Raw genomic sequence first — 14,031 nt, 5'->3', positions numbered from 1 at the left:
ATGATATACGAGTGATGATGAGGGCTGTGCCCACGACAAGATGGGCTGCAGCCTCTTCCACAGAAACGGTTATTCCAACAGCTTCAAACCAACCACACAAAAGATAACACCAAGTATGCAAACCATCCTCATCAGGCTTTTTGATTCTTTAAAGAAGAGCATCCCCACAACAGCGGCACCAACTGTGCCAATCCCCGTCCAGACTGCATAACCAGTGGAGAGTGAGATGGTCTCAAGTGCGCCGAGCAGTAATTGAAAGCTGCATATGAACCCTCCAATCAGGATAATGTTGTTGGTCCAGTTGTTCTTCTCAGCAACCCGCTTAATCCCGATGACTCCAACGATCTCCAACAGTCCAGCTGCGATTAACATCCCCCATGCAGAACTCATCGGATTCCCTCCTTGCCAGCCGTTAATTTCAATCCGAAAATAAACAACAGCAGCATCAAGATAAGCCCTATCTTTGCTGCACTAATACTGCCTTCTGCGATAGCTTCGACGATCACGGTGCCTACTGTCCCCAGTCCGGCGAACACCGCATAAACCGTGCCGACAGGCAGTACCTTGGTAGCTCTGATAATCAAATCGAAGCTGGTCAATAGCGAAATCAGTACGAGGATTTGGGGTACCGCCTCGTATTTAAACCCGGACGCCCAGACGATTTCCAGAGCGCCGCCCAGCGCCACATAAAGCCATGCCTTATTTTTTGAAATGACTTTATCTTTTTTATCTGTTTTCTCTAACGGGATCTTATCACTCAAGATTCATCTCGTCCTTTCGTTGTATTCTCTTGCTGTCTGAGCAAATAAGCATCTACGATCCTATCGATGTAGGCCATTGTTTCACCATCGAGTCCAAGCACCTTCTCATGTTTGCCTGGTTCCGGCCGGACCCATTCCCAATATTTTTCGAATAATTGGTCGCTCCCCTGAAACAGCTCTTCGCCAACAGTCAGCAGCTTTTCAGCTAGTCGATCCTCTGACTCCAAGTCTGATTCCGAATCGGAATCATGGGGAACATTCAGCCTCTCGTGCACCTCTTTCAGCAGCCGCAGCCAATTCAGATTCCGCGGGTCATCTGTGTCAAGTGAAGGCAATGCTTCGAGGATGGGCAGCTCTTCCTGCGTGAAATTCGCCTTTCGAAGCGCATCCCGCAGCTTACCGTTTTCCCCGGTTGCTGTATTTGCTTCTGTAATCTGGATAAATCCTAGCACTTCTTCGGCATTTACGTCCCCCCGGACCTCTACCGTATGAAGTGTTATGTGCAGCATGCGGTCCAGGAGGTGCAGACGTTTTTGCTCCTTGCGGACTTCCTCGATCTGCAGGCGAATGGCATGCTTCCAGCTTTCAGCCCGATTACCTTCTTGCTCTGCTGAAGATAGCACATTCGCAATTTCCGCGAGAGTAAAGCCGAGCTGCTTGAGCGTCGATATATGCTGAAGCCGCATAACGTCTTCGTTGGTGTAATATCTGTATCCGGATTCAGATACCATAGTTGGCTTAAGCAGCCCAAGCTTGTCATAATACCGCAGTGTCCTTATAGAAATGCCAGCTTCCTGCGCGAGCTTCCCAATTCTGTACATCGGCTCCCATCCTCCGTGTCTGTAATATGAACATAGTAAACCATGACGTATAGGGGAGAGTCAAGGTGTTGGTGGGGAAGAGGAGCGGGAGGGATTGGACCTTGCTTATTTCAACTTGGGAAACAACTTAGATAAAGTTCCTAATTACTAATATTTACAGTATACTAAGGGCACTTGAACTTCAAAAAGGGGGCACAGCATTGCTTCATCCAGCGAGTCTATGGATACCGTTTATGATATTGTTGCCGAACCTGATTTTCTTAAAATTAAAGCCGCAGATTGTGCCTAGTGAAAAAAAGAAAAGCCTGATCTTAGCGGTAGTAGAAGGCATTGGGAGATTTGGGGTGATCATAGTCCCCATATTTTTTTCTATACAAATTCAAAATGTATACGAAATAATCTCACTAATTGTGATGTTACTATCTCTTTTTATGTACTATTTTGGATGGGTAAGATATTTTAGGAATAATAGGGAGTTTAAATTGCTGTTCTCTCCATTGCTGGGTGTTCCAGTGCCTTTAGCTATTTTTCCAATTCTTTATTTTCTGTTCGCCTCAGTCATTACTCACTCCACCTATTTATTTATCTTCAGTGTGATTTTTGCCATTGGGCATATTCCAAATAGTCTTAGTGATTATTACCGGAGTATAAAAACTAAGTAAAGTGTAGTAGCACGTGAAGGGGCGATCCATAGGTCGCTTCTTTTCGTGTACTTTCAAGGAAGCGAATAAGCACACATTAACCAAACATCTATTCATCAATTGATCTTTACCAGGCACAATACCAGAATGGGAATAAAAGTACGGAAATTGCATCTATCAAGGAGAGAACATGCACCTATATAATCAAGGTGTGCTCAGATGGAAAGCTCAGGAGTACCCACTATTCTGATTGGCCAACTTCGATACAGGGGGAACTGGAAGTGAAAAAAGGGAGCATATCTTTGAACAGGTTTATGTTTGTGGTGGTTTTGGCAGGTTTTTTGGTCTTGTCAGCTTGCAGCAGTAATAGCAGCAATAGCGGTAACAGTGGAGGGAATGAAGCGGAAACTCCTGGCGCGAATACTGCGCAAAACAACTCTGAAGCTTTACAGGTCATAGAATCGGAGAATGCGGTCAAAGACGGGAAATATGATCCGCCTATTACATTGACGACGGTGAGAACTCAGGAAAACACAGTCAAGTTCACAGATGGGGATTCCATCCAGAATAATGTTTGGACTCGTGCTTATGAAGAGGAATATGGCATTAAAGTTAAGACCTTGTGGGCTGTGGATTCAAGCCAAATAGATCAAAAAATGAATTTGACCATTGCTTCCGGCGACATTCCGGATTTCTTCCGGGTAAATGCAACTCAGTTCAAACAGCTTGCCGAAGCGGGCATGCTTGCTGATCTTTCTGAGGTATATAATGAATACGCTTCCGAAAGAGTAAAGAGTTTGCTGACTGAAGAGGGAACCATGGCATTAGATTCTGCTACCATTGACGGCAAGCTAATGGCCATTCCTTTTACGAATCCAAGTAGGGAAGGTTCACAAATGGTTTTCATTCGTACGGATTGGCTAGATGCCCTCAAACTTCCAGAGCCAAAGACGATGGATGATCTCATGAAAATCAGCGAGGCTTTCTCCACCCAAGATCCTGATCATAACGGTAAACAAGATACTTTTGGTTTGGCGGTAGATAAAGATTTTATGCTTTTGAACGGTTTCTTTAACAGCTTTCATGCCTATCCGGACATTGTGGTAAAAGATAGCGATGGCAATTTGACCTTCGGAGCTACTCGATCTGAAATGAAATCCGCATTAGCCAAATTGAATGAGATGTTTAAATCGAAGCAAATCGACCCTGAATTCGGAGCAAAAGATATTACCAAAGTATTCGAGATGATCGCTAACGGCAAGATCGGAATGATGTACTATGCGTATTATGCAGGGTTGTATCCTCTGCAAGCGGCTAAAGACAAAGACCCTTCCATGGAATGGAAAGCGTTTCCGATCATGTCGGTTGACGGTAATCCTGCCAAATCCCAAGTGTCCTTGGGCGTAAATAGCTATTGGGTTGTGAAAAAGGAAGTCGAGCATCCCGAGGCGATTCTTAAAATGCTCGATTTCTGGGTTAAAACGTTTTATGAAAATACGTCGGACGAGATTTATCAGAAGTTTAATACTGCTCCTGAGGATGGCAACCAGGTCTGGCTTCTCAATAATATGGCTGCGTATAAGGCATTCAAGAATATAGAAGAAAGCTTAAGGATCATTAATGCGCTAGAAACTAACGAAACATCCAAATTAACCCCAGAAGATAAAGGTGTTTATGAGAAAATTCTGAAATTCCAATCCGGAGATCTGACCAACTGGAGCTGGAACCTGATATTCAGTAAAGGGCAAGCCTTGTCGGTATCCAACTACTATCGAACGAACAATCTCTATATGAATGATGAATTTTCAACATCACCTCTTGAATCTATCGTGCAAAATGCTCCAGCACTATCCAAGTTGCAAGCGGAAACATTCACCAAGATCATACTTGGGCTATCTCCCATCGAAGAATTCGATACATTCGTTAAGCGATGGTTGGAGCTAGGAGGAAATGAGATCTTGGCCGATGTGAATGAATGGTATAAAACGAAAAAATAAGCCGGGATCAAAGAAGGGGGGCGACAGTTGTGTAACAGATCATGGATGGGATTGAAACGCCTGCCGTCGTTATGGATATGGATAGTGCATAAGTGGGGAATGTTACCAAAGAATCTTTATCAATTCTCATATTCAGGAGGAGTACAATATGCCAGAAACCATGGATCATTTCAAGAAAAGTGATGAACAGCAAGGAACAGTTAGAGAGCAAGGCCAAGGTTCAGACGGAGATAAAGAGCTGCTTCTTTCAACGCAAGCTTTAGGCAGGAGGAAATTTCTAGCTGCGGTGGGGAGTTTGGGGGCGGTTGTTGCGGCTGGCGGTTTGCTGCTAAGCAGTCCTCAGTCCGTCCATGCATCCAAAAAAAGCAGCATTGGTGATGTCATTTCTCTGAAAAGTGTTGCAGATATTCAAAATCTTAATTTAACTTCGCTTACTGATGGCCAGCATGTCATTATAAGTGGCTTTCATCCGAGCACAAAAATGGGCGGCGGCATCTTCTATGTGGATAAAACCCGCGCAAAATCAGCTCATAATGGTGGCACCATTATTTCTGCCACTGTTCCATGGAATGGAACAGCAGCGGGTCTGGTGGGTTTTCTCAATAAAACAGGAGAAACAGCTCCAACAGGAACCGGCTGTCTGATTCGTTTGTATGAGGAAAGGTTTACCCCGTATATGTTCGGTGCACGGGCAAATGGTACGGCGGATGATACAGCAGCCATTCAGGCAGCTATTGACGCAGGCAGCCCTCTTTATTTCCCGGAAGGGACCTATTTATTAACGCTGGCAAAAAATATTACGCTTGCTGGCGGACCTTCTGTTTGTTCTTTAATTGCGCGGGATAAAATGAATCTGATAGGGGCAGGTATTGGAAAAACAATATTCAAGCTAAAGAATAATGAATCTACCGATGCTAGCCCCAAATACTATAATATAATAGCTGGAAATACGGTAATAAATAATCTTTATGTCGAAGGTATTACATTTGATGTGAACGGGGCTAACAATAGAATTAGTCCAAATAGAAGCAGCGGCAGCTATAACGCTTTTAATTGTGCAGGAATCTTCATCTCTGGAACTGTAGCCACTTCCGGCGCTGACGCGAGGTTGTATAACTCAAAGATTACTAATTGCGAATTTATTAACTCCCCTGGAGTTACTTGTATTGCTACAGGGCAGCAAGAAGCCCCCGGTGTACATAGCAATAATGTGGAGATAAGTTTTTGCAGATTTTACAACAACGGTATCGATAGTAGTGACCACTCTTCTATTTACATGTGGGGCGATTCCATAAATGTTCATGACTGCGTATTTGATCATCCTACAGTTTCCACAGGTATTGCAGGACCAGTAGTCGCTGCTGAGCTTCATGGGTCTGAAAATCTCTTCACTAATAATATTGTAAATAATTATACGCAAGGGCTATGGATTTCTGGTAATCAGCAAACACCTTCAAGGGGAATTAGCATAACAGGGAATTCCTTTACTGTTTCGTGGTTTGGTGTTGGTTTGTTCAGCATTAATCCTATAGGTCTCGGCACATCGGATGTTCTGATTGGACAAAACAGAATCCACATTATTGCAGGTGAAATTCTAAATCCGGGTATGGGCTTCCCAAAGACCGCTGTATTCCTGAATATGCAAGATGGCGGGGGTGACCGGATGACGGTTACTGGGAATCAATTGTATTGTACCGACAGATCTTCTAACATTGGAATTTTGGTCTGTGCTGCTGCAAATGGTTATATGAAAGATACGATGATAACTGATAATTTGCTCAATGGTTTTTGCAGAGGGATTTGTGTAGGGCTAGGGGCTCTTGGATCCGTTTACAATACGATAATAAAATCTAATGTAATTTGCAACCTCCAAGGGGCCACAAGTGTACCCACTCCACAAGGTATGCATGTGTCTGGAACGCAAGGTGGTATGATCATATCATCCAATGATATCAGCGGAGGGACAGGAACTACATATCAGGGCATTTTTCTAGGTAATTATGGAGCACCTGCCACACTAGAACGCCTTCACATGGAAGGAAATAGAATAGATATATCCGCATCTTACTCTATAGAGGACACTATCGTTGTAAATGGACAGAGGTCAGGTAGTCAAGCGCTTACCTTTGCAGCTCTTCCTGCACAATCCACATGGAAGATCGGTGATTCTATAACATTAGCCACCCCTCTACAAGCAGGAACAGCCCCAAATAAATACATGATTGTCGGCTGGCAAAGGATAACCAACGGCACTGGTAATGTCCTAAACACAGATTGGCTGGAGCGAAGAGTTCTTACTGGCAATTAGGTACGTGGTTTCCCCAATGATTTCATTAATGATTACAAAAAGATCCCATGCAGAACATCCCATAGATTTTATGGGATGTTTTTTTTTTGTGAAACTTATTAAAGTATAAGTTTTGGGGATGCCTGGAGTGAAAGGAATTAGTAGCATGGTGCAGCTTTATTGTGATGAAGTACTCGGTGTGACTGTTCATTCACCAAGGGAATCAGAAAGGAAACACAGATTTCCCTATTGCCACTATCCACTTCCCTCAGGAAGCAGCCTCTATGGACAGTCCTTTTGAGCGTGCGATTCATTTAACGATGTTTGAGAGTAGTATTTTTCATTGTCTGGATAAAATTGATAGCTTTTAGAATGCGTCTCATGTAAAATGTATCTTACTGAAATTTGAAACAATTTCCAATATTAAGGGGGAGAAAGACATGAAACAGACATCACACGATTCACTAGACTACTCGAAATGGTTTGAACAAGCACCGGCTAAACGTCTAAATCCTCTTCGTTTATTAGGGCGTTTGTATCATGGTCATCGTGGTAAATTATCGTTATCAGGATTATTTTATGTACTTAGAACATCTCCGCTTTGGATTTTGCCAATTGTGACAGCTAATATTATTAATATTCTTAGTTACCCAGACAATCACACTATGTTTGAATTCTGGATGAACCTAATTGTGATTGTGTTAATCACTGCGCTGAATGTTCCAACACATGTAATTCACATTCGTTTTATGAGCAAGTCTGTGCGGCATGTGGAAGCGGGTTTACGGAGTACACTTATCAGAAAGCTTCAGAAATTGTCTTTAAGCTATCATGGAGATATGAATGCAGGTAAGATACAATCCAAAGTGCTTCGTGATGTGGAAGCGGTTGATTTCTTGTCGAGGCAGATTATACTTTCTATCATTCCTGCGCTCATAAGTCTTAGTGTAATTATATCGATTACTTTAGCACATAGCTGGTATGTGGCGGCGTTTTTTGTGTTTATGGTGCCTACAGCGGCTTTTCTGGTGCGATTTTTTCGTAAGAGAATTACATTGTACAATCGGGAGTTTCGGCAAAATATTGAAAATATGTCTGGCAAGGTGTCTGAAACGGTAGAGATGATTCCTGTTACCCGGGCGCATGGATTGGAAGATTCCGAAATAAAGAAGGTTGATCATGCGTTAGAAAATATTCGTGCTGGTGGATTTAAAATGGACATGATTGAAGCGACCTTTGGCTCTATTAGCTGGATGTTGTTTCAGCTTTTCCAAGTCATCTGTTTGTTTTTTACGGCTTATCTGGCACATCTTGGATACATGGAAATAGGCGATATTATTATGTATCAAGGATTTTTTAGTATGATGATTGGCTCTGTAACACAGATTCTCAATGTTTATCCTAATTTAATGAAAGGTTTCGAATCCTTATATTCAGTGACAGAGGTGCTTCTTTCTCAAGAAGTAGAGGAATATAAAGGGAGCCATAAACCAGAGCATATTCATGGGGACTTCAAGTTTGAGGGCGTGAGCTTTCAGTATAGTGATTCCGATAAACATGTTTTAGAAGATTTTAATCTTCATGTCAAGGCGGGGGAGAAAATTGGTATTGTTGGAGAATCGGGAGCAGGTAAATCAACGATATTAAATCTGATTATTGGGTTCTATAAGCCTCAAAAAGGCAGGATTATCATGGACAATCTTCCAATGACGGAGCTAAGTATGAAAGAATATCGTCAATCCCTGGCTTTTGTTATGCAGAACAATATCTTATTTTCTGGAACTATTCGCGAGAATATCACCTATGGTCTGGATACGGTTTCGGAAGAAAGAGTTCAACAAGCCATTTGGATGGCAAACCTTCAGGATGTAATCAATGATCTGCCGCAAGGCATGGATACTTCCATCGGGGAGCATGGGGGTAAGCTATCAGGTGGTCAAAGACAGCGAATTGCGATTGCGAGAGCGTTAGTTAGAGACCCAAAAATAATTATTCTGGATGAAGCAACATCCGCACTGGATAATATTTCTGAGAAGCATGTGCAGCAAGCGATGGAACAGCTGATTAAAGGAAGAACGACATTTATCGTAGCCCATCGTCTATCAACCGTTCGTAATGTCGACCGGATTGTGGTCATGAAGAAGGGACGGATTGCCGAGGTCGGAACCTATGAAGAACTGATGGATAAGCAAGGCGATTTCTATAAATTAAAAAGTCTTTAGTATGAGTGTGGTAGATTAAGATGCCTCCACCATAAGAGCCATATTGGCTTATTGTTAACTTAAAGCAGCTCATTTGAGCTGCTTTAAGTTTTTTTAAATGTTTTTAATTGTACTTAAATGTTCATTAGTTTTTTCTATGGTCAATCGATAACAGCAATTATTTCGCTACAGGAATGGCCAGTACTTCTTTTAGATATTGTCCTGTATATGAGGCTTCAACCAACGCGACTGTCTCAGGCGTACCTTCAGCGACGATCTCGCCGCCAGCTTCTCCGCCTTCCGGCCCCATATCGATCACCCAGTCCGAAGCACGGACTACGTCGAGGTTATGCTCAACCGTAATGATGGTGTTGCCTGCATCAACCAGCTTGTTCAGAAGAACAAGAAGCTGCTTTACATCAGCAGGATGCAAACCCGTTGTCGGCTCGTCCAGCAGATAGAGCGTGTGATTCCGTGATTTCCTGCCAAGCTCCTTCGCCAGCTTGATTCGCTGACCTTCGCCACCGGAGAGGGTGCTTAAGGACTGCCCCCATTGCAGGTAGCCAAGTCCTACCTCGCACAACAGTGTGATGGCTTCGGCAATCTTGGGATTGTCCTGCAGCAGCGGCTGGCTCGTCTGCACGGTCATGTCCAGCAGATCGGAGATCGTCGAGCCTTTATAAGAGACCGCCAATATTTCATCTTTGAACCGTCGACCGCGACAGGCCGGGCAGCGGACTTCCAGGTTGGCGATGAAGTACATGTCCATCGATACGACACCTAAGCCTTGACAGTTCTCGCAGCGGCCGCCTGGTGTATTGAAAGAGAAGTGCTTGGACGTCAGTCCGGAACGTTTAGCTTCTGGCAGACCAGCATACAGATTACGTATCAATGTGAAGACGTCTGTATAGGTGGCAACGTTGGAACGACTCATCCGGCCAACTGGTGACTGGTCCACGGTAATCATCGTATCTATTGCACCCAGCCCGGTAATACGCTCGCAGCCATGCCGGTGCTGATTGTCCGTTCCACCAGCTGCAAGCAGGTCGAATAGCAGTGTGGATTTACCGGAACCAGACACACCCGTCACGGAGATGAGGCATCCTAAGGGGAAGGAGGCTGTGATATGCTTCAGGTTCCGTTCATATGCGTCGTGAATGGTCAGCACGTTTCCGTTCCCTTTCCTTCGTTTAACCGGTTTTGCATACTGAAGACTTGCTTCCCGCAGATAGGAGCCTGTGACCGATTCCGGGAACTCAGCCAACTCTGCCAGACTGCCCTCCCCAACGACGCGCCCGCCGAAGCTTCCAGCTCCAGGCCCCATGTCGATGACATGATCGGCAGCGCGCATCATCTCCACCTCATGTTCAATGACGAGCACTGTATTTTCAAGGTCTCGCAGTTGCTTGAGCACCTTGATCAGGCCTGCTGTATCCCGGGGATGCAGTCCAGCAGTAGGCTCGTCGAGAATGTAGAGCACTCCGGTCAAGCCTGAACCAAGGATCGAAGCAAGCCGAAGACGCTGCGCCTCTCCTCCGGAGAGCGTTACCGTCTGACGGTTCAGCGACAAATAACTGAGCCCCACATCAACGATCCGATTTAGTCTAACGATCATGTCGTGTAATAGTGATTCTGTTAAAGATAGGCTGTCTGGAGACAGCTCTGCCTTCAGCTGCTTCATCCAATTAAGCGCGTCATCAAGCGGCCAGCTGCCAATCTCTGCTATAGAAGCGCCACCGACTTTAACGGCAAGGATTTCTGCCTTCAACCGCAGGCCTCCACAGTCTCCGCAGGTTTGCTCCCGGAACATCGCCGCTTCACCAGGCTGGCCGTCCTTTTCCTTGTAGCGCCTCCAGATGCCGGTAACGACGCCCTCGAATTTACCCTGTGTTACGGTTTTTGGCGGCTTCTGCTCTGGAAAATGGCTCTTGAACGAATCGCTTTCTACCCCATAGTAAAGCAGATCCCGCAGGGCGGGTGTCCAATCACGAAGTGGCAGGTCAGGATCGAAGCCGAGGCCGTAATGCCGGGCAGCTGCTGACAATATACTCGTCTGGTAGGCGATTAGTGATTCGTACCAGAAGGTGACACAGCCTTCGCGCAGACTGCGGCCCTCGTCAAAGACGGCGTCGAGATTCAAACTGATCGTATGTCCTAATCCACCACAGCACTCACAAGCTCCATCCGGCGTGTTGTAGGAAAAGTGCCGACGGGTAAGCTTCTCTAAGCGGTGCCGGCAAGCCCGACAGTCGAAGAATTGCTGATCAACGGGAAGCTCTTCCTCACTGCCTGAAGCAAGCAGGTTTGCTCCGTGATCGTATGAAGGGGCAAGAGTCGTGCCGCAGTGGGGACAAGGGCGCTCGCCCAGCTTTTCGTAGATGACACGCAGGTAGGTATGTATGTCTGTTACGGTACCGACGGTGGAACGCGGATTTCGGTTCGTCACATGCTGTCCTACACTGATGGAGGGTGATAAACCAACGATGGCATCCACCTTTGGCCTGCCTACTGCATCCGAAACCATCCCCATCGATTCCATGTACTGCCGCTGACATTCTCTCTGCAGCGTATCCAAGGCGAGAGTGGATTTCCCGGAGCCGGAAGGTCCGGTCAGAACGACCAGCTTATGCTTGGGAATCTCCAACGTAATATTTTTCAGATTGTTCTCACGAGCGCCTGTTATGACGATCTTATTGTTCAAATAACATCTCTCCGTTTCAAAATGGGTTTAGGGTATTTGTTCTTATTTGATCATACGTCTTTATATTACAACATTAGTGCAAATGAGAAGGTTGGGAAAAGATTATCTAGTTATAACACAGCAATAAGTAAAGAAAGCTTAGCAATGTAGTTTAAATTAAAGTGATAAATAATTTCATTTAAAACTCCTCCTTTTAGCATGTTCGCTGCTATAGGGAGTGCGAATGCAATTTGAGGATAGTGTTCGTATCGAACTCAGTTTTAAGCCTGTCAAAAATATTCCCGAGGTTCATGACGATTCTTTGAGTAAAAGGGGCCTTTATCCGCAAAATTGGTATCCCGCTTGCAGAAAGAACGTCTGGGATACGAATATCCGCGGCAGGAGGACCTTCGTGTGACGGCTTATATCACTAAAATTAGACAACTGCCAGCTGACGCGCAGTCTTTGGTTGGATAAAAGTAATGGATGTCTTAACTTCCCTCATATACTCATAGTGCTGAACGAGCACATGAACATGGAGGAGGCGGAGGGAATAAGCGTAGTCGAAAACCAGGAGGATTTTCTTTATAGTTTGAAGATGCTTGAAGATGAGATAGCCCATTCATTGGCGGCAGTCCACAGTGTTTCAAAAGGTTTGGAAATCCTTAGCGCTAAACTGGATCATCTTTGTGAATTTATAGTGAATAAGGATAATGAGAAGCGGTGGGGAAAATGGGGAAGCAGCGAAGAAATTAAGCAAGGCTCAGGGAATGTAAGAGAAATATCGGTCCATGCGTTAAGTGTGGTTGAAAAAATGAGATCTTATCGTGCTTATAGCGGGAATTTGGACTTGAATCTATACATATCGCTGCTATCTGCATCTGTTAAGGAAGAATGGCGATATACGCAAATTGACCAGACATCCAAAGTTTTATTTATCGGTGCTGGTGCATTCCCTTTGTCCGCTTTTACAATTGCTAGAAACACGTCTGCTGAGGTAATTTGTACAGATATTGACGATGAAGCCGTTTATCAGGGAAGAAAATTAACGGAATTTCTAGGTTTGCAGAGGAGCGTTCACTATTTGGACAGTCACTTGAAGGCATCCGAAGCTGCAGGGGCATGCACACATGTCTTCATTGCGTCACTTGTTCCCGAGAAAATTGAGATTGTTGAGGAGCTTAAAACCGCAGTTCATCCCGATTGCAAAATGATCATACGTTATGGAAACGGATTGAAGTCACTTTTCAATTATCCGCTTTTTACGGATTTGTCATCAGATTGGAAGGTGGACTGGCAAGAGGATTGGCAAGTGGATTGCATAAACCGGCCTGCATGTCTCTACGACACGCTTATTTTAAGTTTGCCCAAATCAGCTCTTGCCGCAGCAGCGGCTAGGGAAATGATGGCAAGCCGGAGAAGTTGAAGGCTTAATATTTGAATACTAAAAATCATTTTGATTTGAACAAGGATGCGGCAAATGGGGATTCCTGGAAATTAAGGTAAATGCCGGTGAATCGCAGAAATGCCAACTCTTTGCCGTATCCGCGTGTTCAAATTTCATGATATTTAATGCATTCCTAGCCTTTAACAGCTTTACCCTGAGTCAGACTCACATCTTGCTCCCACTGCAGGCGAATCGATTTTCCAGTGAATAAATCATCGCTGTCGGACACCTGAAAGTGCAGATGGGGCTCGCTGGAATTACCCGAATTGCCGCACTGGCCTATAGGATCGCCCTTGGATACCTGATCACCGACTTTGACAACTGCCGAACCCTTTTTTAAATGTGCCAAAAAGCTGTATTCCCCATTACCGTGATCAATGACGACTACGTTACCTGCCGGATGTTCGGCATTCATTACCCCCACAGGGTTGTTATCCTCAATATCGTTCACCACATGGACCACTTTGCCATCTTGTGGCGCAAGGATTTCCTGGCCGAACGCATAATAGCTCTCGTTTTTCGTGGCGTCCCCCTTATAGGAATACCCGTCTTTGGCCTGAATGATATCGTAAGCGTAACGCTGACTTTCCACTTCATAGTGATAGTTGGCTAGGACATTAGCCCCGCCCCAGAACACATACCATTCCCCTTTGAAAGGCAGTCCGTAAGCGAGTTTCGTCTGAGCTGCATCAGTCTCCGGAAAGCTCTCCAGTGGCTTGACCTGCAGCCCTGAAATTTCCCCTTCTGGACTCATGGTGACAACAAGACCCTTCTTGCCTTCCGGGTCGGTCCATGTGTAGTATTGACCGCCATTCAACAGCATTTCTGATTGCATGTCCCAAGATTTGACGCCTTGGTTGAAGCTTTCCGCTGCCTCACGGAGCTGGTCTATTGTAATTTGCTTCTGGAAATCTTTGCTCAGCTGCTTATAAATGTTATCATATTCCCCGTCAAGCAAAGCTTGGCCGATTTGTTTGGCTTCATATTTCTTGCCGGCCGGTTCCGGGGATACCGTATTTTTCGGTGTACTTGTTCCTGTATTCTCAGTGGTCTCTGTAGCCGATCCGGGCTTCGGCTCTTTTTCTTTGCCCCCGCAGCCTGTAAGAACGACCGCCGCAACTGTTAACATTATGAATGCTTTCTTCATCCCTCTGCACCATCCTATATCTTTTTTTTATGTTTATAGTTTTATTATA

At 44.9% G+C, this 14,031-nt stretch carries 10 protein-coding genes; 5 read left to right on the top strand and 5 right to left on the bottom strand.

The genetic code is table 11. The features are described 5' to 3' along the window. Nucleotides 1-69: 69 nt before the first annotated feature. From J2Z66_RS34515 to J2Z66_RS34505, 3 genes are read right to left on the bottom strand one after another with little or no spacing between them, the layout of a single operon-like run. The gene (locus J2Z66_RS34515; protein ID WP_209977331.1) at nt 70-390 is read right to left on the bottom strand and encodes a DMT family transporter; all 321 of its coding nucleotides are present in this window, start codon (nt 388-390) and stop codon (nt 70-72) included. Further along, nucleotides 387-761, bottom strand: coding sequence for a DMT family transporter (locus J2Z66_RS34510; RefSeq protein ID WP_245376068.1), 375 nt, complete (start codon nt 759-761; stop codon nt 387-389). Before J2Z66_RS34510 ends, J2Z66_RS34515 begins: the two co-directional genes overlap by 4 nt. Next, nucleotides 758-1,582, bottom strand: a complete 825-nt coding sequence (locus J2Z66_RS34505) for a MerR family transcriptional regulator (RefSeq protein WP_209977330.1) — start codon at nt 1,580-1,582, stop codon at nt 758-760. Before J2Z66_RS34505 ends, J2Z66_RS34510 begins: the two co-directional genes overlap by 4 nt. A 200-nt stretch (nt 1,583-1,782) precedes the next feature. On the opposite strand from J2Z66_RS34505, the gene J2Z66_RS34500 reads away from it, so the two are divergent. The 4 genes from J2Z66_RS34500 (at nt 1,783) to J2Z66_RS34485 (ending at nt 8,729) form a co-directional block, all read left to right on the top strand. Further along, on the top strand, nt 1,783-2,244 hold the full coding sequence (locus J2Z66_RS34500) for a hypothetical protein (protein WP_209977329.1): 462 nt from the start codon (nt 1,783-1,785) through the stop codon (nt 2,242-2,244). Between the two features lie 260 nt (nt 2,245-2,504). Next, a complete protein-coding gene (locus J2Z66_RS34495; RefSeq protein ID WP_209977328.1) occupies nt 2,505-4,220 on the top strand; it encodes an extracellular solute-binding protein in 1,716 nt (571 codons plus the stop codon). 148 nt (nt 4,221-4,368) lie between these two features. Further along, nucleotides 4,369-6,528 carry a putative phage tail protein gene (locus tag J2Z66_RS34490; protein WP_209977327.1) on the top strand — a complete coding sequence of 720 codons (2,160 nt, stop codon included), beginning with the start codon at nt 4,369-4,371 and terminating at the stop codon, nt 6,526-6,528. A 419-nt stretch (nt 6,529-6,947) separates the two neighbouring features. Continuing rightward, nucleotides 6,948-8,729, top strand: a complete 1,782-nt coding sequence (locus J2Z66_RS34485; protein ID WP_209977326.1) for an ABC transporter ATP-binding protein — start codon at nt 6,948-6,950, stop codon at nt 8,727-8,729. Between the two features lie 157 nt (nt 8,730-8,886). Here J2Z66_RS34485 and uvrA read toward each other — a convergent pair whose 3' ends face one another. After that, nucleotides 8,887-11,409 carry an excinuclease ABC subunit UvrA gene (uvrA, locus tag J2Z66_RS34480; RefSeq protein WP_209977325.1) on the bottom strand — a complete coding sequence of 841 codons (2,523 nt, stop codon included), beginning with the start codon at nt 11,407-11,409 and terminating at the stop codon, nt 8,887-8,889. A 577-nt stretch (nt 11,410-11,986) separates the two neighbouring features. Between uvrA and J2Z66_RS34475 the strand changes: the two genes are divergently transcribed. Next, nucleotides 11,987-12,814 (top strand): nicotianamine synthase family protein, encoded by an 828-nt coding sequence (locus tag J2Z66_RS34475; protein ID WP_245376072.1) that lies wholly within the window; start codon nt 11,987-11,989, stop codon nt 12,812-12,814. 154 nt (nt 12,815-12,968) lie between these two features. Here the strand turns inward: J2Z66_RS34475 and J2Z66_RS34470 are convergent, their stop codons facing one another. Further along, entirely contained in the window at nt 12,969-13,982 is a 1,014-nt protein-coding gene (locus J2Z66_RS34470; RefSeq protein ID WP_209977323.1) for a peptidoglycan DD-metalloendopeptidase family protein, read from the bottom strand. Between the last annotated feature and the right edge of the window lie 49 nt (nt 13,983-14,031).

The sequence above is a fragment of the Paenibacillus eucommiae genome, from assembly GCF_017874215.1.
In the GTDB taxonomy this organism is placed as follows: Bacteria; Bacillota; Bacilli; order Paenibacillales; family NBRC-103111; genus Paenibacillus_AI; species Paenibacillus_AI eucommiae.
The sequence above is the reverse complement of the archived record's forward strand: the minus strand, read 5'-3'. Positions and strand labels throughout refer to the sequence as shown.